22 protein-coding genes are annotated in these 26,297 nt (G+C 34.2%); all 22 read right to left on the minus strand.

Going from position 1 to position 26,297, the window contains the following annotated elements:
* Positions 1 to 54: 54 nt before the first annotated feature.
* Positions 55 to 3,228 carry a carbamoyl-phosphate synthase large subunit gene (gene carB / locus ISP08_RS08115; protein WP_195718285.1) on the minus strand — a complete coding sequence of 1,058 codons (3,174 nt, stop codon included), beginning with the start codon at positions 3,226 to 3,228 and terminating at the stop codon, positions 55 to 57.
* Entirely contained in the window at positions 3,221 to 4,321 is a 1,101-nt protein-coding gene (locus ISP08_RS08120) for a carbamoyl phosphate synthase small subunit (RefSeq protein ID WP_195718286.1), read from the minus strand. The genes carB and ISP08_RS08120 overlap by 8 nt, the downstream gene beginning before the upstream one ends.
* Positions 4,321 to 5,595 (minus strand): dihydroorotase, encoded by a 1,275-nt coding sequence (locus ISP08_RS08125; protein WP_195718287.1) that lies wholly within the window; start codon positions 5,593 to 5,595, stop codon positions 4,321 to 4,323. The genes ISP08_RS08120 and ISP08_RS08125 overlap by 1 nt, the downstream gene beginning before the upstream one ends.
* Position 5,596: 1 nt before the next feature.
* Positions 5,597 to 6,493 (minus strand): aspartate carbamoyltransferase catalytic subunit, encoded by an 897-nt coding sequence (locus tag ISP08_RS08130; RefSeq protein ID WP_195718288.1) that lies wholly within the window; start codon positions 6,491 to 6,493, stop codon positions 5,597 to 5,599.
* Between the two features lie 29 nt (positions 6,494 to 6,522).
* Positions 6,523 to 7,821, minus strand: a complete 1,299-nt coding sequence (locus tag ISP08_RS08135) for a uracil-xanthine permease family protein (protein ID WP_195718289.1) — start codon at positions 7,819 to 7,821, stop codon at positions 6,523 to 6,525.
* A gap of 195 nt (positions 7,822 to 8,016) precedes the next feature.
* Entirely contained in the window at positions 8,017 to 8,544 is a 528-nt protein-coding gene (pyrR, locus tag ISP08_RS08140) for a bifunctional pyr operon transcriptional regulator/uracil phosphoribosyltransferase PyrR (protein WP_048794128.1), read from the minus strand.
* Between the two features lie 345 nt (positions 8,545 to 8,889).
* Complete coding sequence (locus tag ISP08_RS08145; protein WP_195718290.1) at positions 8,890 to 9,807, minus strand: RluA family pseudouridine synthase; 918 nt, start codon at positions 9,805 to 9,807, stop codon at positions 8,890 to 8,892.
* A gap of 13 nt (positions 9,808 to 9,820) precedes the next feature.
* Entirely contained in the window at positions 9,821 to 10,297 is a 477-nt protein-coding gene (lspA, locus tag ISP08_RS08150) for a signal peptidase II (protein ID WP_195718291.1), read from the minus strand.
* Positions 10,298 to 10,501: 204 nt separating this feature from the next.
* Positions 10,502 to 13,252, minus strand: a complete 2,751-nt coding sequence (gene ileS, locus ISP08_RS08155) for an isoleucine--tRNA ligase (RefSeq protein ID WP_195718292.1) — start codon at positions 13,250 to 13,252, stop codon at positions 10,502 to 10,504.
* 231 nt (positions 13,253 to 13,483) lie between these two features.
* Positions 13,484 to 14,107: a DivIVA domain-containing protein gene (locus tag ISP08_RS08160; RefSeq protein ID WP_195718293.1), complete on the minus strand. Its 624-nt coding sequence runs from the start codon at positions 14,105 to 14,107 to the stop codon at positions 13,484 to 13,486.
* 99 nt (positions 14,108 to 14,206) lie between these two features.
* The gene (locus ISP08_RS08165) at positions 14,207 to 14,977 is read right to left on the minus strand and encodes a YlmH family RNA-binding protein (RefSeq protein ID WP_195718695.1); all 771 of its coding nucleotides are present in this window, start codon (positions 14,975 to 14,977) and stop codon (positions 14,207 to 14,209) included.
* 86 nt (positions 14,978 to 15,063) lie between these two features.
* A complete protein-coding gene (locus ISP08_RS08170) occupies positions 15,064 to 15,354 on the minus strand; it encodes a YggT family protein (RefSeq protein WP_048794134.1) in 291 nt (96 codons plus the stop codon).
* A 13-nt stretch (positions 15,355 to 15,367) separates the two neighbouring features.
* On the minus strand, positions 15,368 to 15,958 hold the full coding sequence (locus ISP08_RS08175) for a cell division protein SepF (protein WP_048794135.1): 591 nt from the start codon (positions 15,956 to 15,958) through the stop codon (positions 15,368 to 15,370).
* A gap of 5 nt (positions 15,959 to 15,963) precedes the next feature.
* Entirely contained in the window at positions 15,964 to 16,638 is a 675-nt protein-coding gene (locus ISP08_RS08180) for a YggS family pyridoxal phosphate-dependent enzyme (RefSeq protein WP_195718294.1), read from the minus strand.
* A gap of 16 nt (positions 16,639 to 16,654) precedes the next feature.
* Positions 16,655 to 17,443 (minus strand): peptidoglycan editing factor PgeF, encoded by a 789-nt coding sequence (gene pgeF / locus ISP08_RS08185; RefSeq protein WP_195718295.1) that lies wholly within the window; start codon positions 17,441 to 17,443, stop codon positions 16,655 to 16,657.
* 165 nt (positions 17,444 to 17,608) lie between these two features.
* Complete coding sequence (ftsZ, locus tag ISP08_RS08190) at positions 17,609 to 18,775, minus strand: cell division protein FtsZ (RefSeq protein ID WP_048794138.1); 1,167 nt, start codon at positions 18,773 to 18,775, stop codon at positions 17,609 to 17,611.
* A 29-nt stretch (positions 18,776 to 18,804) separates the two neighbouring features.
* Positions 18,805 to 20,235 carry a cell division protein FtsA gene (gene ftsA, locus ISP08_RS08195; protein WP_195718296.1) on the minus strand — a complete coding sequence of 477 codons (1,431 nt, stop codon included), beginning with the start codon at positions 20,233 to 20,235 and terminating at the stop codon, positions 18,805 to 18,807.
* A 104-nt stretch (positions 20,236 to 20,339) separates the two neighbouring features.
* Complete coding sequence (locus tag ISP08_RS08200; RefSeq protein ID WP_195718297.1) at positions 20,340 to 21,227, minus strand: cell division protein FtsQ/DivIB; 888 nt, start codon at positions 21,225 to 21,227, stop codon at positions 20,340 to 20,342.
* Positions 21,228 to 21,241: 14 nt separating this feature from the next.
* Entirely contained in the window at positions 21,242 to 22,591 is a 1,350-nt protein-coding gene (gene murD, locus ISP08_RS08205; RefSeq protein ID WP_048794140.1) for a UDP-N-acetylmuramoyl-L-alanine--D-glutamate ligase, read from the minus strand.
* Position 22,592: 1 nt separating this feature from the next.
* Positions 22,593 to 23,558 carry a phospho-N-acetylmuramoyl-pentapeptide-transferase gene (mraY, locus tag ISP08_RS08210; RefSeq protein WP_048794141.1) on the minus strand — a complete coding sequence of 322 codons (966 nt, stop codon included), beginning with the start codon at positions 23,556 to 23,558 and terminating at the stop codon, positions 22,593 to 22,595.
* Positions 23,559 to 23,707: 149 nt separating this feature from the next.
* A complete protein-coding gene (locus tag ISP08_RS08215) occupies positions 23,708 to 25,915 on the minus strand; it encodes a penicillin-binding protein (protein WP_195718298.1) in 2,208 nt (735 codons plus the stop codon).
* Positions 25,896 to 26,294, minus strand: a complete 399-nt coding sequence (gene ftsL, locus ISP08_RS08220; protein WP_048794143.1) for a cell division protein FtsL — start codon at positions 26,292 to 26,294, stop codon at positions 25,896 to 25,898. Before ftsL ends, ISP08_RS08215 begins: the two co-directional genes overlap by 20 nt.
* Between the last annotated feature and the right edge of the window lie 3 nt (positions 26,295 to 26,297).

Raw genomic sequence — 26,297 nt, forward strand, 5'->3', positions numbered from 1 at the left:
CCTAACTGAACGTCTATAAAATTCAAGCTTTGTTAACAATCACGCTAAGATAAATTACATATTGGCCATGTTAAATGTCATACTTTCAATAACATTTGTTAAAGCATTAGCTGTATCTAATGATGTCAGACATGGAATACCATTTTCTACTGTTGTTCTTCTAATTTGGAAGCCATCTCGTTCTACTTCTTTACCTTTAGTCATAGTGTTAATAACAATTTGAACTTCGCCATTTTGAATACGTGTTAACAAGTCATCTTCGTTACCAATTTTACCTACAACTTCTGCTGGGATATCTCGTTCTGCTAATTTTGAAGCAGTACCTTGAGTAGCTAAAATTCTATAACCTACTTCATGTAATCTGTTAGCAATATCGATGATTTCCTCTTTATCTTTATCACTTACCGTAATCAATACTGTGCCATGGTCTTTTACTTCAACACCACTTGCCGTAAGACCTTTATACAATGCTTTTTCCATTGTTAAGTCTTTACCCATAACTTCACCTGTAGATTTCATTTCAGGTCCAAGCGTAATATCAACGTTTTTCAATTTATTAAAGCTGAATACAGGCGCCTTAACAAATACGCCTTCAGAATAAGGTTGAATGCCTTCTTTGTAGCCTAAATCTTTTAATTTATCGCCGATAATCGCACGCATAGCTAATTGTGCCATTTGGATATCTGTTATTTTACTTAAGAATGGTACTGTACGGCTAGATCTCGGATTTACTTCTAGTACATATACGCCATCATGTGCAATGACAAATTGGATATTAATTAAACCTACAATATTTAAGCCTTTAGCTAAACGAATTGTAAAATCTTCAAGCGTATAAATCTCATTTTGAGTCAATGTTTGAGGTGGATATACCGCGATTGAATCTCCTGAGTGAACGCCAGCGCGTTCAATATGTTCCATGATACCTGGGATAATGACTGTTTCACCATCTGAAATAGCATCTACTTCTATTTCTTTACCAGTTAAATATCTATCTACCAACACTGGATGATCTGGACTCGCTTTAACTGCTTGGTTCATATAATTTTCAAGTTCTTCATCACTATTAACGATTTCCATCGCACGTCCACCCAATACATATGAAGGTCTTACTACGACTGGATAACCTATTTCACGGGCATTAATTAATGCTTCTGAAGGTGAAGTGGCAGTTTTACCTTTAGGTTGTGGTACGTCGATTGTATGCAATAGCGCCTCAAATTCTTTTCTATCTTCTGCACGATTTAAATCATCTAATGATGTGCCTAAGATTTTAACGCCTTTATTGCTAAGCTTGTCCGCTAAATTGATTGCTGTTTGACCACCAAATTGAACGACTACACCACTTGGTTGTTCTAAATCAATAATATTCATGACATCTTCTTCAGTTAAAGGTTCGAAATAAAGTTTGTCTGATATTGAAAAGTCTGTAGACACTGTCTCAGGGTTATTGTTAACGATAATTGCCTCATAGCCTGCATCTTGAATCGCCCATACAGCGTGAACTGTTGCATAGTCAAATTCTACACCTTGTCCAATACGAATCGGTCCTGAACCTAATACTAAGATTTTTTCTTTATCCGTCACGATTGACTCGTTTTCATGTTCATAAGTGCCGTAATAATAAGGCGTTGTCGATTCAAATTCAGCAGCACATGTGTCGACCATTTTATATACAGGTTGAATGCCATTTTCTTGTCTTAAAGCGTAGACTTCTTCTTCCGTCATATCAAATCTATGTGCAATGACACGGTCGCTGAAACCATAATTTTTAGCAAATTTTAAATAGTCTATATCGCCTTTATTTGCTTTTAAGTCATGTTCGATATCGATAATATGTTGGAATTTATTTAAGAAGAAATAGTCAATTTTTGTTAATTCATGAATTTCTTCTAACGTTGTTCCACGTCGAATTGCTTCGCCAATGAAGAATAATCGCTCATCATCTTGGTCTTGTATTCTTTCTTTAATATAAGACAAATCAAAAGTCTCGCCATTAGGTAATCCTAAATGGTGTACGCCATATTCAAGTGAACGAATCGCTTTTAATAGTGATTCTTCATATGTTCTACCAATAGCCATAACTTCGCCCGTAGCTTTCATTTGTGTCCCTAGAACACGTTCACCTTTTTCAAATTTATCGAATGGGAAACGTGGAATTTTAGAAATCACATAATCTAAAGCGGGTTCAAATGCTGCATATGAAGTGCCTGTCACTGGGTTCAACATTTCATCTAATGTCAATCCTACGGCAATTTTAGCCGCTAATTTTGCGATTGGATAACCAGTAGCTTTAGAAGCTAACGCAGATGAACGAGAAACACGTGGGTTTACTTCAATAATATAATAATCCATAGAGTGAGGATCTAACGCTAATTGAACGTTACATCCACCTTCGATACCTAACGCGCGAATTACTTTTAATGACACGTCTCTTAACATTTGATATTCGATGTCAGATAGCGTTTGACTTGGCGCAACTACGACAGAGTCACCGGTATGAATACCTACAGGGTCAATATTTTCCATGTTACATACCACAATGGCGTTATCATTTTTATCACGCATTACTTCGTATTCAATCTCTTTAAAGCCAGCGATTGATTTTTCAATTAAACATTGTGTAGCCGGGCTATAATGTAAACCATTTGATACAATTTCATGTAATTCTTCGTCATTATGACAAATACCGCCACCGGTACCTCCCATAGTAAACGCAGGTCTAACGATTAATGGGTAGCCTACTTGTTCTTTAAAGTGGAAAGCTTGTTCTACAGTATTAACAATGTCACTTTCTGGCACAGGTACATTCAAGTCATTCATTAATGTTCTAAATAATTCTCTGTCTTCAGCTTGTTGAATTGAATTTAATTCTGTTCCTAATAATTGCACATTATTCGTTTCAAGTACGCCACTATCATGCAATTGAATCGCCATGTTAAGTCCTGTTTGACCACCTAATGTTGGAAGTAAAGCATCTGGTTGTTCTTTACGAATAATACGAGCAATAAAATCGTGTGTTAATGGCTCAATATAAACTTTATCTGCGACTTCTTTATCAGTCATTATTGTTGCCGGATTTGAGTTAACGAGTATAACTTTGTAACCTTCTTCTTTTAATGCTAAACAAGCTTGCGTGCCTGCGTAGTCAAATTCTGCAGCCTGTCCAATAATTATCGGACCAGAACCTATTACTAATATAGATTTAATATCATTACGTTTAGGCATTTGTCATACTCTCCTTCACTTTAAATTCATTCATCATTTCGATAAATTCATCAAATAAATAGTTTGAATCTGATGGACCTGGGCATGCTTCAGGATGGTACTGTACTGAAAATGCTGGTAATTTTTTATGTCTTAATCCTTCAACTGTGCCGTCATTAATGGCAATGTGTGTGATTTCCAAATCAGTTTGTGCTAACGAATCTTTGTCTATTGCATAACCATGGTTTTGACTTGTTAAAGCTACTCTGCCAGTTTTCAAATCTTTAACTGGGTGGTTAGCACCACGATGCCCAAACTTCATTTTGAACGAAGTTGCGCCTTGAGATAGTGCAAACAATTGGTGGCCAAGACAAATACCAAAGAATGGTATTTTACCTAAAATATTTTGTATCATTTCAACTGCTACTTGGACTTCTTCTGGATCACCAGGACCATTAGACAACATAACGCCATCCGGTGACATTCTAATAATTGCTTCTGCCGAAGTATCATATGGCACCACTGTGACATTACAACCACGTGCATTCAATTCTCTAACGATATTTTCTTTTTTACCAAAATCAACTAACACAACGCTGTAACGGTAGCCAGTTGAAATATAAGGCGTCTTAGTAGATACAGTAGTTACTTCGTTACGAGGTAATTCTACCGTTTTTAATTGTTCAACCAAGCTCTCAATTTTATCTTTATCGTCTGTGAAAGCGGCTTTCAACACACCATGCTTTCTTATTTTACGCGTAATACTTCTTGTATCCACACCAGAAATACCTGGCACATTATATTCTACTAATACTTCGTGTAACGTTTTTTGTTGTCTAAAATTACTTGGTTTTTGGCTTGCTTCTTTTACAACTACGCCATTTAAATTCAATGCTAATGATTCAAAGTCATCACGATTAATACCATAGTTACCAATTAATGGATAAGTAAAAGTAATAATTTGTCCTGTGTATGATGGGTCTGAAATTGTTTCTTGATAACCTGTCATTGCAGTATTAAAAACAATTTCACCAATTGTTAAATCGCCTGAACCTAATTTAAATCCTTCATAATATGAACCGTCTTCAAGTACAAGATAGCGTTTTTGTAACATTACAGTTCCTCCTTAAATTTAACTTCACCCTCAACCATCGTTAACACTGGTGTACCATATACTTGATAACCAATAAATGGTGTATTAGAAGCTTTTGAATGAAAGTCTTCAGCCTTAATTTCTGTTTCTTTATCTAAATTAATAATAGTTAAATCTGCTAAACTACCTTCTTCGAGCTTGCCATATGGTAAGTCAAATGTCTGTGCAGGTTTTATTGTTAAATAGTCAACAAGTTGTTGTAATGACCAAGAACCATTTTTAACAAAATGCGTATATAACAATGGAAATGCTGTTTCGCTTCCTACAATACCAAACGGTGCCTTTGTCATTGGTTGATCTTTCTCTTCTTTGGCATGTGGTGCATGGTCAGTAGCAATACAATCAATTGTGCCATCTTCTAATGCATCTAATAATGCTTGTCTGTCTTCTTTACTTCTTAATGGTGGGTTCATTTTATAAATCGCATCGTCACCTGGTACATCATCTTCTGTTAATAGTAAGTGGTGTGGCGTTACTTCGGCAGTAACATGAATGCCTGCTTTCTTAGCATCTCTAATTACACGTACACTTTCTTTCGTTGACACATGACATACGTGGTAATGTGCATTTGCAGCTTCAGCTAATAATACGTCTCGTGCGATTTGTACCGCTTCACAAATATTTGGAATACCCGGAATATCTAATTCAGCACTTCTTTTCCCCTCGTGCATAGCGCCGCCATAAATTAAACTGTTGTCTTCACAATGAGCTACAATGGCTTTGTTTACTTTTGCTGCTTCTTGCATTGCTTCATACATCATGCTTGCTGTTTGAACACCTACGCCATCGTCTGTAAAAGCAAATGCCCCATTTTCTGCTAATGCCTTGAAATCTACATGTTCTTTTCCTGCTTGTCTTACTGTAATTGATGCATAAGGTAATACTCTCACATGTGCATCATTAGCAATAATATTATTCAATGCGCTTAAATTTTCTACATCATCTGGTACAGGACGCGTATTAGGCATCGGACATACAGTTGTGAAACCACCTCTAGCTGCAGCTTTTGTTCCTGTAGCGATTGTTTCCTTATGTTCTCCCCCTGGTTCTCTTAAATGAACGTGAACATCAACTAATCCAGGTGCAACGAATTGCCCTTGTGCATCAATAATTTCTACGTCTTGATCTACTTCAATGTTTTGAGCGATTTGTTTAACTTGCTTACCATCAATTAAAATCGAACTTTCTTGTAATTCTCCATTGTTTAAAACTTTAGCATTTGTAATTAATTTCATATTATTGTTCCCCTTTCGTTTGTAAAACTGCATCAATAACTGCCATACGTAAATACATGCCGTTTTGCATTTGTTGGAAAATGCGTGACTTCGGTGCTTCAACTAATGAACTATCTATTTCCACTCCTCTATTAACTGGAGCTGGATGCATAACAATCGCTTGTTGTTTTAATCGGTTATAACGTTCAATCGTTAAACCATAAAGTTTATGATAATCATTTGACTCAAATGATAAAACTTCATCATTATTATGTCGTTCATGCTGTACTCTCAACAACATGACAATGTCTACTTCTTCAATAACATCATCAATATCGACATAAGGGGCTTCCAACGTGTCGTCCTTCCAAGAGTCAGGACTAGAGAACATCACATTCGCACCTAATGCGCGTAGACTGTAGTAATTACTTCTAGCCACACGAGAATTTTTGATGTCGCCACAAATGACGACGTTTAATCCTTTAAATGAATCAAAGGACTCATAGACTGTCATTAAATCAAGTAAACTTTGAGTCGGGTGTTGCCCACTACCATCACCAGCGTTAATGATAGGAATATTAATATTGTTTAACTCTTCGTAATAGGCATTTTGAAAATGTCTGATAACTAATAAATCTACGCCTATACTTTCCAAAGTTTTACAAGTGTCGTATAGTGACTCGCCTTTTTGTACTGAAGATGTCGTCGTTTCAAAATCGACTAAATTTAAACCTAACTTTTGTTCTGCAACGATAAAACTACTTTTAGTACGTGTTGAATTTTCAAAAAATAAATTAGCTACGAAATGTTTACTGTATTGTGGTGAATTTATATTACGTGCTTTATAGTTACAAGCTTGCTGTATAAGATGATAAATCTCATCCGTTGTGAGATGTTCCATAGATAATAATTGTTGCATCTTCGACCTCCTCATTTACTTTGAATATCTTACGTTGATTGCTTTGGCAAAATTAAGTTCAATATGATGCCCGCCAATGCTGCTAACGCCATACCTTCTATTTGTAAATTTACGCCTATCGGTTTGAGATTCAACATTAGATTTCCAATACCGACAACGAGAATTACTGAAGCAATAACTAAATTACGATTTTGAGCAAAGTCAATTTCACTTTCTACTAGCATACGTAAACCACTTGAAGCGATAATACCAAATAGCAGAATCGAAACACCGCCCATTACGGGTGTGGGTATCGATGAAATTAATGCCGTGAATTTTCCTACAAAACCAAGAATAATCGCTATAACTGCAGCGCCACCGATAACATAAATACTGTATATTTTAGTAATTGCTAGCACACCAATATTTTCACCGTAAGTTGTGCTTGGTGGTCCGCCAATAACACTCGCAACCATTGTTGAGACACCGTCACCAATGATTGATTTATCTAAGCCAGGATCTTTGAAAAAGTTTTTTCCTACTATTTTGTTAATAACCATCTGATGACCAATATGTTCACTTACTGTCACAAATACAATCGGTACCATGACTAAAATTAGACCCAGATGAAACGACGGCTGATAATCTTTAAATGGTAAATAGATATCTGGCAATTGTAACCATTTAGCATGAGCTATTGTACTGAAGTTGACAATGCCCATGAATGCAGCGACAACATAACCAGTAATTATGCCAATCAGTACTGGTATTAAAGAAAGAAAGCCTTTGAAAAAACCTTGCACAATAACCGTAACGATTAAAGTTACTAATGCTACGATTAAGTAACTTAGGTTATAACCTTTCATGTCACTAGAGTTTTCATACATGGCCATGTTTACAGCCGTTGGTGCTAAACTTAAACCTATAACCATAATGACTGGTCCTACTACTACTGGTGGTAATAAACGCATTAGCCAATTTGTACCACTCAATTTAATTGCGATACCGATGATGACATACATCAAACCACTCATGAATAAGGCAATTAACATATCTCCTAAGCTATGAGAATGTAATCCACTAATGATTGGCGTTATAAAAGCAAAGCTAGAACCTAGATAAGCAGGTATTTTAGCTTGAGTAATTAATATGTATAATAACGTTCCAATGCCTGACGCAAGTAATGCTGCCGATATTGGTAATCCCGTAAGAAACGGAACAAGAACTGTGGAACCAAACATCGCAAATAAATGTTGGGTACTTAGAAATGCCCACTGTCCTAATTTAGGCCTATCACGTACATCTAATACGGGTTTGGCTGTTCTTTCAAACATTTCTTCGTTTCTCATAATATGTCGCTTCCTCTCATAAAAAAATCTCTTTACATATATTCATGTAAAGAGACTAAAAAAGTTTACACCGCTATAGTTAAAGAAAGTCGTATTAAACTAACTTTAACGCCATGTTAGAGGTATAAATGCAATCGTAGATAAAGTTGTTCTACGATTGTCCCTTTTTCAGTCTCTCGTACTGAGTTAAAAGGTTTATTCAATTACTACTGCATTTTTATGATCAATTTCTTCTAAATAGACAGAAACATCTTCATCGCGAGATGTAGGAATATTTTTCCCAACAAAATCAGCGCGAATTGGCAATTCTCTATGACCTCTATCTACTAACGTCGCTAAACCAATTTTATTCGGTCTAGCATGTTGTAAAATAGCGTCTAATGAAGCTCTTACTGTTCTACCGGTATATAATACGTCGTCAATAATGACTACGATTTTATTGGTAATATCGACGCCAATTTCATAAGATTTGTCACCATTCGCATCGTTTACTTGTTCTAAATCATCACGAAATTGTGTAATATCAATCGTACCCGTAGGCACTTCACAAGCTTCAATCATGGCGATTTTTTGTTGAATTCTATTTGCTAAAAAAGCACCACGCGTTTTTATGCCTAATAACACTAAATCATCTGTGCCTTTATTATATTCTAAAATTTCATGTGCAATACGTGTAACCGTTCTTTGAATAGCTGCTTCATCCATAATAATACGTTCTGACATAAGGCACACCTACTTTCTTTTAATGTTAGTTATTGTGATATAAAAAATACCCCATATCTTCAATTGAAGATATGAGGTATTCCCAGAAAAAATTTAAAGTTTAAAAGAGTATGAATGAGCTTTACTCAATTGGTATCTCAATTTAAACTTTGTGTATTAAATACACTACTATATTTATAAATGTATATACTACATTTTATAAGCAATTTTCTCTTGGTTCATATCTTTGAAGTCTCTCTGGACTCTCAATTAAAGATGACCGATTCTTTATTAAACTGTCACTATTCTACCCTACATTTTATAACAAGTCAATAAGTAGCTTAGGTTTAAACCAATTATTAGCGATTATGCGTCTGTACGACGTAACTCTTCTAATAATTGTGTAAATGGTTCAGGTAACGGTGCTTCTCTTTCAATATATTCATTAGTCACTGGATGTTCAAAACCAATAACACCAGCATGTAATGCTTGTCCATCAAGGTCTAAAGTTTTTCTAGGACCATATTTAGGGTCTCCAGCTAATGGGAAACCAATATATTTCATATGTACACGAATTTGGTGTGTACGTCCTGTTTCAAGCTGACACTCGATTAAAGTAAAGTTTTTAAAATGTTCTTTTACATTAAAGTGCGTAACTGCTTCTTTACCGTCATCGACAACATCCATAGACTGACGATCATTTTTATTACGACCAATAGGTGCGTCTACAGTTCCATAATCATGGGGAATATTACCATGTACTAGCGCAGTATATTTACGTGTGACTGTTTTATCTATAAGTTGTTCTACTAAACTTCTATGTGCCACATCATTTTTAGCGACCATTAACAAACCAGAAGTGTCCTTATCAATTCTATGCACAATCCCAGGTCTGACTTCACCATTGATACCTGAAAGATTTTTCATTTGATACATCAATCCGTTTACTAATGTACCTGTATAATGACCTGCAGAAGGATGCACAACCATACCTTTAGGTTTATACACTATCGCAACATCATCATCTTCATAATAAATATCTAAATTTAAATTTTCTGGAACGATATCCGCTTCGACAATATCCTTTTCAGTAACTTCGATTGCATCGTTCATTTTTACTTTATAATTTGATTTAACTTCTTTGCCGTTAACTTTAACTAATTTTTCTTTAATCCAATCTTGCATTTGTGTGCGTGACCATTCTGAGTTCAGCTCAGCCAAAACTTTATCTATACGCTGACCTACATTAGTTGAATTATCTATATTAAAATTATGTGTAGTCATTAAATACTCCTATCTATTTCCCTTTTTTAACATCTATTACTAGTGTAATTATAATCAATATGACACCTATCGTTAAACTTGAATCGGCAACGTTAAAAATTGGAAAATTATATCCAAAAATATATGTGTCTATAAAATCTACTACTTCACCATGAAACAAACGGTCTATAAAATTGCCTAATGCGCCAGCAAATAGTAAACTCAAAGCAATTTGCATAAATAAATTATTCTTAGCTTCTTTAATATAAAAAACGACTAATACGATTAAAATAATCAAGGTAATGATAAAAAAGAAACTCATTTTACCGCTTAAAATGCCCCATGCTGCACCATTGTTACGATGTGATGTAATGTTTAAAAAACCTGGTATGACTTCAAAAGAATCGCCTATGCGCATAGAAGAAGCAATAACAAACTTAGTTACTTGATCTAAAATTAAAATAATAATAGCGATAAATAAAGAAGTACCGATATAATACTGACGTTTCATGATTGTTCCTCCTAAATCACTTTACAACATAATATATTATAGCTTACTCGTAACTATAAAAAAAGTTTGAGTTATATTATAAAGTTTAACTTGCTTAATTTTAAATTATTTATTACATAAAAAGAAGTCATTAATTTAAACTATTTGTAATAAAAAAACCTAGACAAACTATAAAAAGTAATTTGTCTAGGTCATTGTTTATTATTAAACTAATGTTTTGACTACTTCTTGGCATCTAGGGCATAAATGATCTAGTTCACCTACAGAACCTAACTCTGTGCTGTAATTCCAGCAACGTTCACATTTTTCGCCTTCTGCATGTTCAATACGAATATCTCCGTATTGATAAGCTGTTCCATCTTCGACGTTAGAAGTAACTTCAACTTGAGAAGTAATAAACAATTGTTCTAAATCTGCAAATTGTTGTAAGAACTCAGAAGGTTTAAAGTTATCATTGTCTCCGATAATAACTTTAGCTTCTAATGATTTACCAATTACTTTCTCGTTACGTGCTACTTCTAATGCACGGTTAACGTCATCGCGTAATTTCATAAGTTTATTCCATTTTTCTAATAATGCTGAATCTACTTGTTCTACTTTAGGCATATGCGTTAAATGCACGCTTTCTTCAGTTACATGTGGAATATGAGACCACACTTCGTCAGCAGTATGAGCTAAGATTGGTGCAAGTAATTTAGTCATATCAACAATGATACGATAAAGTACGGTTTGCATACTACGACGTTTATGTGCATCACGTGCTTCGATATAAAGAATATCTTTACCGTAATCTAAATAGAAATTACTTAGCTCAACATTTATAAAGTTTTGAACTTCTTGATAAATATCAAGGTAATCGAAATCATCATAATGTTCTAAAGTATTTGCCGTAAATTCTCTTAATCTATTTAATAGATATTTATCTACTTCTAATAAATCATTTTCAGGTATTGCGTCGACTGCTGGGTCAAAGTCGCTTACGTTACCTAACATAAATCTTAGCGTGTTTCTAATTTTTCTATAAACATCTGAAGTTTGTTTTAAGATTTCATCAGAAATACGGACATCAGCTAAATAGTCAACACTACTTACCCATAAACGTGCGATATCTGCACCTTTTTGTTTAACGATTTGATCAGGCACGATAACATTACCTAAAGATTTACTCATTTTTTTACCTTCGCCATCCATAACGAAACCATGAGAGAGTAACATTTTATATGGAGACTGTGCTCTAGTTGCTACCGCTGTAGTAATAGAAGAGTTAAACCAGCCACGATATTGGTCACTACCTTCAAGATATAAATCAGCTGGGAATGATAATTCTGGTCTAGCTTCTAACACACCTCTATGAGATGAACCTGAGTCGAACCATACGTCCATGATATCCGTTTCTTTCGTAAATTCGCCATTTGGACTTCCTTCGTGGGTAAATCCTTCTGGTAATAAATCTTTAGCTTCTCTTTCAAACCACACATTTGAACCGTGTTGTTCAAATAAATCTGCTACGTGATTTACTGTTTCAGAAGTCATGATAATATCGCCATTTTCAGCATAAAATACTGGTAATGGTACGCCCCATACACGTTGACGTGAAATTACCCATTCACCACGATCACGAATCATATTGTAAATACGTGTTTTACCCCAATCTACTTTAAATTTCGTTTGGTCAATCGCATTTAAAATATCAGTTCTTACTTTATCAATAGAAGCAAACCATTGTGGCGTCGCTCTAAAGATAACTGGTTTTTTCGTACGCCAATCGTGAGGATAACTATGTGTAATGAAGTCTAATTTTAATAATGCACCTTTTTCAGTTAATAAATCTGTGATAGGTTTATTCGCTTTATCATAAAATTGTCCTTCAAATTGTCCAGCTTCTTCAGTGAACACACCTTTATCATCTACCGGACTAATTACTGGTAAATTATATTTTTGAGATACGATATAGTCGTCTTCACCATGACCTGGAGCCGTATGGACACAACCTGTACCAGCGTCAGTAGTAACATGCGTACCGTTAATAACGAGAGATGTTCTGTCTATAAATGGATGTTGTGTTTCTACATATTCTAACTCAGAACCTTTAAATTCTTTTTCTAAAGTAATATCTTCTTCGTTCCAACCAATTTGTTCTGCAACATCGCTGACTAAATCTTTACCGATAATATATTTTTCGCCGTTAACGTTATATTGTCCATAAGATAATTCTGGATGTACAGTTATAGCTACGTTAGAAGGCAACGTCCATGGTGTCGTTGTCCAAATGATAAACTTAGCGTCATTATCGACAATATCTTTACCATCTTTAACATCAAATGCTACATAAATTGATGCTGAACGTTTATCATGATATTCAATTTCAGCTTCAGCTAAAGATGACTCACTTGAAGGAGACCAATAAACTGGTTTTTTACCTTTGTAAATTAAGCCTTTATCAGCCATTTCACCAAATAAACGAATTTGTGCAGCTTCATATTCTGGTTTTAAAGTGATATATGGGTTGTTAAAGTCACCTTGTACTCCAAGGCGTTTAAAGTCTTTCTTTTGTAGTTCAATTTGCTCTAATGCGAATTCTTCACATTTTTTTCTAAAGTCAGCAACTGACATTTCTTTACGTTTTACGCCTTTTTTAGTCAATGCTTGTTCAATTGGTAAACCGTGTGTATCCCAACCTGGTACATACGGCGCATAAAAGCCTTGCATTGTTTTATAACGCACGATAATATCTTTCAAGATTTTATTCAGCGCATGTCCCATGTGTAAAGAGCCGTTCGCATATGGAGGCCCGTCATGTAAAATATATGAAGGATTGCCTTCGTTTTGCGCTAACGCTTTGGAATAAATATCGTTATTATTCCATTCTTCTTGAATTTTTGGTTCTTTATTTGGTAGACCTCCACGCATTGGAAAATCTGTTTTTGGCATTAATAACGTTTCTTTATAATCCATTGATTCCACTCCTTGTTTTTTGTGCTAAAAATTTAAAACTAAAAAAGAACTCTAAGTTCAATTAACAGGGACGATTAAACCGCGTTACCACCCTGATTAACTCAACTTAGAGTTCTCTCATAAAAGTCTTTTATTGTTGCATAACAGTGATACAAGCAACTTGTATATATTAGGCTCACACCATCCCTAATTCGCTGAATTATACTTCCAGTTACTTACGCGTCTGCTATATTATTTAGATGAATTGTCTTCTGATTCTGATGAAGCAGCTTCTTCCGTTGCAGCTTGTTGCTCAGCTTCTGCCTGTGCCTTCATCTCTTTTTCTTCTTCAGTTAAATCATTGTCGTGTAAATGATTAATATTTTCTTCAGTTACTTGCGCTGAATCTAAATCATAGTTTAATAAGTAATCCCAGTCTTCACTTTTTAACAAGTCAAGTTGAGCTTCGACTAACATACGGAAACGAGATCTAAAGATTTTAGATTGGCGTTTCATATCTTCCGTTTGGAATGATAGTCTACGTGATTTTTCGATAGCATCATTGACGATTTGATTCGCTTGCGCTTCCGCTTTGGCTACAGTTGCTTCTGCATCTTTTGTTGCAGCAGCTTTAGTCTCTTCTCCAGCTTGTTGTGCTTGAACAAGCGCATCACTTACAGATTGATGAACATCTTTATATGATTGAATGTTCGTTTCTTTATCTTCAATTACTTGTTCTAATTGTTTTTTATCTTCTTTTAAACGTTCAATTTCAGTACTGAGTTGTTCTAAATAACCTTCAACTTCAGTAGGTTCAAATCCATTTTTTACAGTAGTGAATGTTTTACTTTTAATTTCATTTGGTGTAAAAGGCATTGGATATCCTCCCTCTATAATACACTATTTTATTTAGTCAGAAAATATGCATTTTAACAATCTTACTTCGTCTTTGATTACATATAAATGTATTATACATTATTTAAAGAGTGTTTTGTAAGATATATGCACTTTATCTTTTTTCGTTTTGCCACCTATTTGCGTTATCATTGCTCTGCCGTATCCTTGAACTGATATTAAATCTTCGCTATCTAGTTGGAAATCAACAGAGTCTATAATAGTATGATTTACTTTTACTTTTTTCTTTTCTATCAATTGTTTTGCAATAGACCGCGACTTTCTAATTATATCTTTTAATACTACATCAAGTCTAAGTCCACTAACATTGGCTTCAAAATGCTTCCAATTCTCATTAGATTGTATCATAGAATTAATAGGAATAGAATTAAGTTCAACTGTCGCACCTTTGATACGTGTTAATTGTAATATAATATAAGATTCTAATTGTTTTGTCAAAGTAAATTGAATACGCTCATTAACAATAATGTCACCTAATTGGTCACGTTCTATACCTAGCGACATAATTGTACCCAGTACGTTTTGATGTTGTAACGTAACAAACTTTTGGGGATAGTCTATTTCTATTAAACTTATTTCAAAATCTTCTTCTTGAGGTTCAAAGTAGCTTGGTGCAATGATTGCACGTTTACGTTCGCTATATTGACCACCAAAAAGTGTAACTTCTAATTCATCAAAACTACCACTGATTACTTTTAATATATATTGTCCTCGCGGATCAAGAAAATGTGTTAACACTGGTGAGTATTGTTCATTTGCTTGATTACATTTATCCAGCAGTATATCAATGATTTCATGCTCTTCTTTTCTAAAATGTTGGTATATATCTATTTAAATCACTCCTACAACAACATAAAGCACCTCGCGCTACGATAACGTTAGGTGCTTTATTCATTCAAATTTAAAACAACACATTTTTAATATAAACTATTAAGTATAATTGCAAAAATATTATCTAAACCTTTTTGGAACAATACTAATGCAATAATCGCTGCAATTGATGAAATATCAATCATGCCGATAGGTGGTATGATTTTACGGAAAGGCTCTAAGAATGGTTCATATAATCTAGCCAAAAATCGTCCAAAAGCATTTTCTCGTGCATTTGGTAACCATGACATAAAGAAATATACAATCATTCCAAAGTAATAAATTTGTACTAAATTTATAATTAAGTGAAATATAGTTGCTAATATTTCTGGACTCATTAATTAATAACCTCTATTCGCCTTGTTCCATATTTTCAATTTGATCCGTAATACTACCAGCAACTTCTACGTTATCTGGAGTACATAAGAAGATATCAGAACCTACGCGTTGGATATCTCCACCAATAGCATATACAGTACCACTTAAGAAATCTATGATACGTTTTGCCGAAACTTTATCAATACGTTGTAAGTTTACTAATGTGGCACGACGATTTTTAAGTTCATCAGCAATATCTTGTGTATCAGAAAATACGCGTGGTTCAAATAAGCACATTTTAGAACTTTCTTGCATCGTATTAAAAGCATCTTGCTCTTGATTCATATTAACAACATTCCTTGTATTGTTTTTAGGTGCACTATTTAACTGATATCTACGCTCGTTAGATTGGTTACTACGTGTAGATTGTTTTTTAGGCACTGATTGAATTGAACGTTGATTGTCAGTGTTGTCATAATTTGCTTGTTCGTTAAAATTAGTTTGAGACTGCGCTTGTTGTCTGTTTTGTTGTCTATCCATCTCATCATGATGTCGGGGAGGTTCAGTTTCCTCATCTTCCTCTTCTACTACGAAAAATCCGTTAAATAAATCTTTTAAAGCCATGGGGCTCACTCCTCTTTTCCTACAAGTTTAGTCCCAATTCTGACAAACGTTGCACCTACTTCTGCGGCGAGTTGAAAATCATTACTCATACCCATTGATAGTTCTGAACATGGCGCATGTTTTAAATTGAGTTCGTGTATTTCTATCTGTTTTTCTTTTAAGGCTTTAAACAAGGCTTTTATGTAATCCTCATCATCTGTATAAGGCGCCATTGTCATAAGACCTACGATTTCAATATTTTCATAATCTTGCAAAGTATTAATAAAGTCATTGACTTCGTCAAGCTTTATACCATGTTTCGATTCTTCGCCAGAAACGTTGACTTGAATGAAACATTTGATTTTATGTTGTGCACGCTTGTTTATTTCTTTTGCTAATTTTAAGCGATCTAATGCGTGAAAGTAATCAACTTCATTTATCACTTCTTTAACTTTTCTAGTTTGAAGTGAACCTATAAAATGAAAGATACAATCATCAGGTAAAGCTTCTTTCTTTGCTACAAAGCCTTCTAATCGGTTTTCACCGAAATGTTTTATACCTGCATTATATGCTTCATTAGCACGTCCTATTGTAACATATTTTGTTACTGCAATCACGTGAGGCTGTAATGAAAAACCGCCTTTCTTGGTTGCCGCTGAAATTTCATTTTGGATTGATGTATAGTTTTCCTGTACCGTCACCTAATCACCTCTTACTTTATTGTCCTATAAAAGCTAACATTCTGCCAGTATTCCCTTTTTCTACTCTATAAGAAAAAAATACAGTTAATTCTTCTGAAGTGGCATATTGTGTAATATAGATATTATCACTCGGCACACCCGCATTTACCAATAATAATTTATTAGCTAATTTTAAATCAATACCATGTCGATCATTGCCACGTGTTTCAATATAATTAGAGGAATCGATAGGTAATTGATCAAATTTTTGTTTAATATCATCATTTATTTCATATGAATTTGAAGTTGCAGGACCTATGACTACATTTAAATCTTCAAGGTTAAAGTCAATTTTCGTTAGCATTTCAGTAACGATTTGACTTACTGTTCCACGCCATCCTGCATGTGCCAATCCTATAAAGTGATTTTGTTTACTATAAAAATATATAGGCACACAATCAGCATAACACATCGTTAGTAATATATCAGAGTCATAAGTAAACATACCATCAACACCATGCAATTCATCAGTTAATGCATCAATATTCGTACCTCTATCTTGTTGTGTGATAGCTACCACATTGTTTTCATGTGTTTGTATTGGGAAAACCCAATTTTCTCTAGGATAGTTAATAATTTCAGCGAGTTGTTCTTGATGATAAGTGATATTGCTAGATTCATCGTCAATATACCTCGCCATATTAAAAGCATCATTTGGATAAGCACTCTTACCTTGTTCTCTTGTTGTTATGCCAATCGTTACATCTTCACTTTGATCATCTTCAAATAATAATACATGATTGTACTTTTTAAATTTTTCAGCCATGTTTGAAGCCTCCAACAAATTATTCAGTATTTAAAAACCAAATTACAGATTGACTTTTTTATATTAAAAAAGTCATCAGATCGTTAAATCTGATGACATTAACATGGTCAGAGTTGTGTTCTAGCGACCATATTTATACTTATCTATAAAGTATAATTCTCTCAATTAGCGTCTAGTTCTTCTAGAACGTCTTTCTTCTCTATTTCTAATGAAGCTTGGAATGTCATCTTCTTTTGTAGTATGACTTCTCGCTTCACTACTAGATTCAGGAGCTTGTGTTGAATTTGAATTAGATGAAGCAAATGAATCATCTTTAGCAGAAGTTGTTGCACTAGAACCAAATCCAGTATTTGAAGATTTACGTCCTTGTACTGAAGGTTTATCTTCAAAACCAGTTGCAATAACTGTCACAACAATTTCATCTTGTAATTCAGGGTTAATAACTGTACCGAAAATCATATTTACATCTTCGTCAGCTGCATCCTGTACAATATCTGCTGCTTCTTGTGCTTCAAATAGTGAAAGTGATTCCCCACCAGTAATATTCATTAATACGCCTTGCGCACCAACGATTGATGTTTCTAATAATGGTGAAGAAATTGCTTTTTTAGCTGCTTCTACTGCACGATTTTCGCCAGAAGAAACACCAATTCCCATTAAAGCAGAACCTTGGTTAGACATGATTGTTTTAACGTCTGCAAAGTCAAGGTTAACTTCACCAGAAACTGCGATTAAGTCAGAAATACCTTGAACACCTTGGCGTAATACGTTATCTGCTTCTTTGAATGCTTCCATCATTGGAGTTGATTTATCAACGATGTCTAATAAACGATCATTAGGGATAACGATTAATGTATCAACTGCAGCTTTCATTGCTTCTACACCAGCAGCTGCTTGAGTTTGACGTTTACGTCCTTCGAAACCAAATGGGCGTGTTACAACACCAACTGTTAAGGCACCCATTTCTTTTGCTATTTTTGCAACAACAGGAGCAGCACCTGTACCAGTACCGCCACCCATACCAGCAGTTACGAATACCATATCTGCACCTTGGATAGCATCTTCAATTTGTTCTCTAGATTCTTCAGCCGCTTTTTTCCCAATTTCAGGGTTAGCACCTGCACCCAAACCACGTGTTAACTTTTCACCAATTTGGATTTTTGATTCAGCTTTAGATAAGTTTAAAGCTTGTCCATCAGTATTAATAGAAATGAATTCAACATTGTTCATTCCGTGGTCGATCATACGGTTAACAGCGTTATTACCGCCACCGCCTACACCGATGACTTTTAGTGTCGCTAAATGATTAAATCCTTGTTCAAATTCTAACATTTATATTTCCTCCTAGTTTAAATGGCCAATCAATCGAATAATGATTTCATCAGTTTTTTAAATTTACTTTCTTCTTGTTCTTTAGGCTCATGATTATGCTCTACATACTCATCTTCATATTGTTCTTCATGTTCGTCTCTTGACTGAGAAGATGCCGGTGATTTATGTACGTGTGCTGGTTCAGAATCATCTGAAATAGCGCCCTCCTGCTTATTTGACTTTTTCTTAAACCAATCAAATCCGCTGGATTTAGAAGCATTTTCTTTTTCTTCTGATTCAATTACTTCTTCTTCAAATTCTTCACTGCCATGATTACTAATTGTAACATAATCTAATAATTCGTCGAAAGTAATGCTACTAGAAATAGTAGAAATTGCAGAAGAAAATTCTGGTTTTCTAATTCCCATTTGAGATGGTGTGTGAATTCTTACCTTTTCACTTACCATATCTTGTAATAATTCTTTAACACCTAATAAATTAGCAGAACCACCTGTAACTACAAAACCACCGTTTACTTTAGTTAGGCCTAGCTCTTCTAACACATCAAATACACTTAAGAAGATTTCTTCTACGCGTGCTTCAATAACATCAGCTAAATCTTTTTGAGTATATTGAACTTCTTCATCACTATCGATTTGGTTTACATTGAAGATATCTTGACTTGAAGCTGAATCATAAAATGCATGACCATATTGATGTTTAACCTTTTCAGCTGTTTCAAAAGTAGTGTTAAATGCTTCAGCAACATCTTCTGTAATGTCACGTCCAGCCATTTCTACTGAATCAGCATCAACAAGTTCACCACGTTCATAGAATGCTAACTGTGTCACATCTTCACCAATATCAATAACACATGCACCTAATTCTTTCTCAGTTGCAGACAATACTGAATTATAATTGTATGCGTCTGAGTAAACATCTAAAACATCTACACCACAAGACTCTACGCATTTAATCATATTAATCAGTATAGATTGCTGTATTGCAATAACGCCTGCTTCGACTTTCAATGAATGTCTAGCGATGAGTTCTTTAGGGTCTGATACCTCATTATCGCCATCAACTATAAATTTAATGGGAAATGCATTAATTACTTCAGTTTCTGGCACATCATTTTTTTCACGAATGCCTTCTAATGCACTCTCAATATGCGTGCCATCTAACTCAGTATCTTCATAAAATTCTATTTCATTTGTTTCATCATAAACTTCTGTACCAATAATTGGTAATTTTAAAAACACTTCTTTTATATCTACACCTGATGCAATTGAAGCTTTCTTAATTGTATCTTTAATTGCCTGTTTAGCTATATCAAAATCGTCTATTAAACCATTTTTTATACCACTTGTGTAGGTTTGTCCTGTACCTATCACATTTATACCATTGTGAAATTTCTCGCCTACAATTGTTTTAATACTTGATGAACCTATATCTATACTTACATAATAATGTTCCTCCATAGATAGGCACCTCCTGACATTAACTATTCTATTTTACACTATGTTTAGTTTACAATACGTTGCCATGCTTGTGAACTATAAACACATGTATTTGTCAAAATTTTTTAATTACTTTCTTTTGAGTTCTTATTAATCTTATTTAAGGCACTTTGTAGTTCGTCTTTTGCCTTATCAGCTTGTGCTGTACCCCTTTCAACATCTTTATCACTATCTGATTTTGTATTAGTTGATTCAGAGTAAGGAATAAACGATGCACCTACAGTTAAATCTAAATAACCTGATTTTTCTAACTCACCCGCGTCATTACGTTTTAATGATTGAGACATCTGTGGGTAATACTTCATTTTACTAGCAATCGTTTTAATATTACCTAAAATTTGCAAGTTATCTGAAGTATAAAGTTTAATTTGATTTTGCGAATTATCGCTAGGATCATACTTGATTTCAGAAATCATACTTCTTACATTCGCTGGCATTTTAGCTAACGCTTGAATTATTTTTTCTTGTTTCTCTTTTTTGAAACCATCTAATATTGGTCCATCATCAGTAGATGTCCCATTGTAACTATCTAGTTGTTTACCATTTTCTAAAATAGGGACGTAGTCATCTTTCTTTTTAACCAACCCTACTATTTTATATTCAGTAACTTTAACAGTCATTTTGTTTGGAAAATGTTTTCTCACTTCAGCATCTTTAATCAGCTCATGTTTTTTCAAATTGCTTTCAGCTTTTCGAGTACTATAAGTGTACATTCTTGAGTCCGATTTAACATTGATATATTGCTCAATCTTACTCTTCGATACGTTATCATTCCCTACTATTTTGACATTACTAATTTTGCTAATAGGTGTAAACATATACAGTAAAAATATTATAATCACGAATAGCAAAACACCAAAAATAGTATATTGAATTTGTTTTTGCCTTTTACGTCTTCGTTCTCGCTTTTCTTGTAAATACTCAGAGTCAAAAGTTTTTACTTTATCGGCCAAAGTTTGTCACATCCTTAAAAAGAAGGTAATTGAGCTTTAAAGCTATCAATAAATTGTTGACCACGCTCTTCAAAAGTATTGTATTGATCCCAACTTGCACAAGCTGGAGATAATAATACTACGTCATTCGGCTCTATTATATCTTGAATTTTATTTACTGCATCTTTTATATCTATAGCTTTAATTACATATTTACCTTGGCTCTCACCCAATTTCACAAACTTTTCTTGCGTTTCGCCAAAAGTAATCATTACACGGACGTTTTCCATATATGGAATCAATTCATCGAATCCATTGCCTCGGTCTAAACCACCGCATAACCATATAATGGGTTGTTTAAATGAGTTAAGCGCAAACTGAGTCGCTAAAGTATTCGTTGCCTTAGAGTCGTTGTAATATTTGTTCGTTTTGTTTGTACCAATATACTGTAATCTATGCTCTATGCCTGAGAACGTCGTTAAACTGGCAATGATAGCATTAACAGGTACACCTGCAAGTAAAGCTGCTAAAACAGCTGCTAAAATATTTTCTAAATTGTGCTCACCAGGCAATACTAAATCATCAGTATGGATGATACGGAAACCTTTGAACACAATGTAACCCTCTTTGATATAAATACCATCGACTTCTTGTTGTGTTGAAAAGTATAAAGTTTTAGCTTTTAAAGATTCAGATTCAATTAAATGACGTTGATGGTAGTTACAAATTAAATAATCATGCTCATCTTGATTTTTATAAATTTGCTTTTTTGCATTTTGATAATTATCTAACGTCTCATGATAGTCGAGATGTGCTGAGTATATGTTTGTGATAATAGCAATATGCGGCTTATATTGTTCTATTCCTAATAATTGGAACGACGATAATTCGGTAACGAGATAATCATCTTTAGTAACTTCTTGGGCTACCTTAGAAGCAACATACCCAATATTACCCGACATTCTACCTACTAACCTACTTTTTTGAAAAATATCACCAATTAATGAAGTTACAGTTGTTTTACCATTTGTACCAGTAACACCAATTATAGGTGCTTCTGATACGAGATAACTCAACTCTACTTCTGTTAATATTTTTAATCCACGATTCTGCGCCTCTTGTAAAATAGGTACTGTATACGGAATACCCGGATTTTTAAAGATGATAGGTTCATTATCTAACAATGAAAGAGGGTGTTCTCCACCGATAACTTTCACACCAATATTTTCTAAATCTTTAGCATGTGAATCCTGTGTTAAATCCTTACCATCATTGACGACGACATTGGCGCCAAGACGGGTCAATAATTTTGCTGCTTCATAACCACTTTTTGCTAAGCCTATTACCAAGACATTTTTTCCTTCTAAGCCCGTATAATTTAGCATTTTAGTGCACTCCAATCCATAAACCGATTAGCCCTGTGATAAATCCTACTGTCCAGAATACAGTTGTAACCTTACGTTCATCCCAACCTACTAATTCGAAGTGATGATGTAAAGGTGACATTTTGAAAATTCTTTTACCCGTTAATTTATAGCTTGTAACTTGAATCATGACTGATAATGTTTCAGCGACAAAGACAAATCCAATAAAGATCAGTGATAATTCTTGATTTAGCATAATTGAAATCGTAGCAAAGATTCCACCTAAAGCTAAACTACCAGTATCCCCCATAAACACTTTAGCTGGATTAAGGTTAAATGGTAAAAATCCTAATAAAGCAAAAATCATTATTACACAAAAAATTCCAATTGAATTTGCGCCATGAACAAAAGCCATGATTGCATACATCACAAATCCAATAATAGATAATCCTGTTGCTAAACCATCTAATCCATCTGTTAAGTTTACAGCGTTTGAGAAACCAACTTGCCAAAAAATAATAAAAATAACATAAACAATTGATAACTGTAGTTCTATATTAGTAAATGGAATATGAATGCCCGTAGAGAAGCTTGCTAATTGGAATACTTGGCTCAATATGAAAAAGATTACTGCAATAGCAATTTGAGCTAAAAATTTCTGTTTACTTGTAAGACCTTCGTTATCTTTTTTAACCACGATAATATAATCATCGATAAATCCAATCAATCCAAAACCAATAGTTACAAACAACAATAAAATAATTGGATTAGAATTATCCATGAATATAATAGCTAAAACAGACGTTACTATTATACTGATTAAAAATGTTAGGCCACCCATAGTTGGTGTACCTGTTTTTTTCATGTGGCTTCTTGGCCCTTCTTCTCTAATGCTTTGACCAAATTTCATCCTTTTCAATGTCGGTATGAGCAATGGCACTAAAATTAACGATATTAAAAATGCAATTATTGCGAGTAAATAAACCATATTGATCTCCTTTTTTTTATTATGGGTTTTTACGTTTTGCTAAGGACAAGTGCATATGTAAAATTAGTGAGACTTTGAGGCGGAATATTGTTGTACGTTTATAGTAACAACGAATATTCTCCTCAACATTGCCTCATCTAATTTGTTATTTAAGAACTACTTGATTTTGAATCTCCACTTATTTTATCAGCTGAAAATTCAACTTCAACCTTATCATTCTTTTTAATTTTTTGACCTTCTGGCGTTGATTGTTTTGAAACGAAACCATTGCCTTTAGTCGTGATTTTTACATTAGTTAATCTTTCAAATGCCAATACATCTTCTTTGGACCAACCATCCATGTTTGGCATCGTTAAATCACCATCAGATAGTAATAATACTTTTCTATTTGGTAAAATTTTCTTGTTGGCACTCACTGATTGTTTAGAGATTTTCTCACCAGACCCGATGACTTCAGGTTCTAATGATTTCGCGTTGAGTGCATCTTCAGCCTCTTGCACTGATTTACCTGAAACGTCAGGAACTTTACTGTATTTAACGTCTGATGAATCTTTTGAATTCTTATCATCAACGTTTAAATATTTAAGCGTATTTTTCATTATTGGATTAAAGGCCTTACTAACACCCATTTCGTAAGCTTCTTCGTCATTTTTTTGTGCTAAACTCATTCCAGCATAAACTATGACTTTAGGATTTTTCTTCGGTGCATCCCCGATGAAACTAACGAAATATGGGTTCGCGCCTTTAACATAGCCGCCACCTTTAGAATCGGCAACTTGGGCAGTACCAGTCTTACCTGCGATATCATAACCATCAATTCTATAGTTTTTCGCATGACTATCGTCACTGTTTACAACTTTATCTAATTCAACACGAACTTTTTTCGCTGTTTTTTCAGTGATTGGTTTGCCTGCGTATTCTTTCTTACCTTTATAGAAAGTATTATCACTTACTGGGTTTTTAACGCTATTTACAAACCACGGTTTAATCATATTACCTTTATTAAAGAACGCCGATTGTGCTTGTAACATTTGGACAGGCGTTACAGTTGTAGATTGTCCGAATGCAGATGTTTTTTGCTGCGCTGCATTATCCCATGCAATGCCACCACTTGCTTCACTATCAAACATACCATTCGTAGATTTACCGAAACCAAATTTTTCATACCATGATTTCATTTTGTCGACACCTACTAAATCTTGTAAGTGCATCATTAATGTATTTGATGAATACGTGAAACCAAGCGTCATTGGAATTTTACCCCAACCTACTTTGTTCCAGTCTGAGATTCTAGATCCCATAATGTCTCTATGACCTGACGTATATTTCTTGTTCGGCACAAATTTTCCTTCTTGAATTGCTGCTGCTAGACCAAATGATTTAAATGTTGAACCTGGTTCGTATGTGTTTTGGTATAAATCATTTGCCCATTTTTTACCGAAGTCTTTACCAGTTTCTGGATTAAATGTAGGTCTTTGACTTGAAGCTAAGATTTCACCTGTATGTGCATCCATAACTACAGCAAAAGCATCTTTTGGTTTGTAATGGTCTACCATACCATCTAATGCTTCTTCAACGAATACTTGAATATTTGAGTCAATCGTTAAATGTACATCGTCGCCTCGTTTAGGCATTTTTTCACGTTTAGTATTCGGTGCTAAATAGCCCCAAATATCATGGATATAAGATAATGAACCTTTTTGACCGGATAGGTAGCTGTCAAATATCTTTTCTACACCCATAGCACCTTTGAGTTCTCCTGTATCAGGATCTTTTTGTGCTATTCCTAATAAGTGTGACGCAAAATTACCATTAGGATAAAAACGTTCCGTTTCTGGATATAGGTTTATTCCTGGTAAATTCATTTTATCTATTTTTTGCTTATCTTTATAAGTTAAATCTGTCCCTTTTTGTCCAAACTCAACTTGGAAAACTTTCTTCTGTTTCAAGCGTTTTTCAATATCGGATTGGGACATATCAATTACTTCAGATAGTTTTTTAGCTGTTTTCTTTTTGTCGACAACATGCTTAGGTTTGTCGCTATCTTTACTGGCTTCTTTATCAACGACAGCAACGACTTTATACCTTTCAACATCTTCTGCTAAAACTTTACCATTACGATCGTAAATTTTGCCTCGTTCAGGTTGTTTTTGAGTGTTTACTAAATACTTTTCGTTTGCTTTTAGAATTAAATCTTCACCCGAAGAATGTCCAGTTAACATGATATATGAATATCTTAATATCAACGTAAAAAAGAGCAGTCCGAATCCAAGGATGAGTAGGACTGCCCCTATTTTATTTTGTTTTATTGGAATTTTTATTTTTGGTTTTTTTAGTTTAATTTTTCGCTTCGCCATTATTACGCACTACCTTTACATTATCGTTCTTAAGGCTCATACCTTGATCTTTGGCCTTGTCGTAAATGCGTTCGTAAGATGAGTTCTTTTTAATTTCAGATTGAATCGAGCTATTTTCACTTGCTTGTTTTTCTATTTTTGTATCTAAATCTGCAATTTTTCCTCGAGTATCATACGCATCCATTTTTAAAGATAGCATATATATACTTATCAAAGCAATTATTGTTATAAGTCCTATGTATAACATCTTTTCAAACTTAGTTAATTGAACAACTACTTTTCTTTTTATCGACCTCGAACCAGGTTGGGTCGAAGGTTGTGATTCCGGTATTTGTTGTGCTGAACCATTATACGGTTCGTATATTTTCTCTACAGCCACTTA

It is taken from the genome of Staphylococcus lloydii (assembly GCF_015775975.1).
Taxonomy (GTDB): Bacteria; Bacillota; Bacilli; order Staphylococcales; family Staphylococcaceae; genus Staphylococcus; species Staphylococcus lloydii.

Coding starts and splice junctions, on each gene's coding strand:
- carB (WP_195718285.1), bottom strand. CDS start 3,228: ATGCCTAAACGTAATGATATTAAATCTATATTAGTAATAGGTTCTGGT.
- ISP08_RS08120 (WP_195718286.1), bottom strand. CDS start 4,321: ATGTTACAAAAACGCTATCTTGTACTTGAAGACGGTTCATATTATGAA.
- ISP08_RS08125 (WP_195718287.1), bottom strand. CDS start 5,595: ATGAAATTAATTACAAATGCTAAAGTTTTAAACAATGGAGAATTACAA.
- ISP08_RS08130 (WP_195718288.1), bottom strand. CDS start 6,493: ATGCAACAATTATTATCTATGGAACATCTCACAACGGATGAGATTTAT.
- ISP08_RS08135 (WP_195718289.1), bottom strand. CDS start 7,821: ATGAGAAACGAAGAAATGTTTGAAAGAACAGCCAAACCCGTATTAGAT.
- pyrR (WP_048794128.1), bottom strand. CDS start 8,544: ATGTCAGAACGTATTATTATGGATGAAGCAGCTATTCAAAGAACGGTT.
- ISP08_RS08145 (WP_195718290.1), bottom strand. CDS start 9,807: ATGACTACACATAATTTTAATATAGATAATTCAACTAATGTAGGTCAG.
- lspA (WP_195718291.1), bottom strand. CDS start 10,297: ATGAAACGTCAGTATTATATCGGTACTTCTTTATTTATCGCTATTATT.
- ileS (WP_195718292.1), bottom strand. CDS start 13,252: ATGGATTATAAAGAAACGTTATTAATGCCAAAAACAGATTTTCCAATG.
- ISP08_RS08160 (WP_195718293.1), bottom strand. CDS start 14,107: ATGCCTTTTACACCAAATGAAATTAAAAGTAAAACATTCACTACTGTA.
- ISP08_RS08170 (WP_048794134.1), bottom strand. CDS start 15,354: ATGAGTCCAGAAATATTAGCAACTATATTTCACTTAATTATAAATTTA.
- ISP08_RS08175 (WP_048794135.1), bottom strand. CDS start 15,958: ATGGCTTTAAAAGATTTATTTAACGGATTTTTCGTAGTAGAAGAGGAA.
- pgeF (WP_195718295.1), bottom strand. CDS start 17,443: ATGGCTGAAAAATTTAAAAAGTACAATCATGTATTATTATTTGAAGAT.
- ftsZ (WP_048794138.1), bottom strand. CDS start 18,775: ATGTTAGAATTTGAACAAGGATTTAATCATTTAGCGACACTAAAAGTC.
- ftsA (WP_195718296.1), bottom strand. CDS start 20,235: ATGGAGGAACATTATTATGTAAGTATAGATATAGGTTCATCAAGTATT.
- murD (WP_048794140.1), bottom strand. CDS start 22,591: ATGCTAAATTATACGGGCTTAGAAGGAAAAAATGTCTTGGTAATAGGC.
- mraY (WP_048794141.1), bottom strand. CDS start 23,558: ATGGTTTATTTACTCGCAATAATTGCATTTTTAATATCGTTAATTTTA.
- ISP08_RS08215 (WP_195718298.1), bottom strand. CDS start 25,915: ATGGCGAAGCGAAAAATTAAACTAAAAAAACCAAAAATAAAAATTCCA.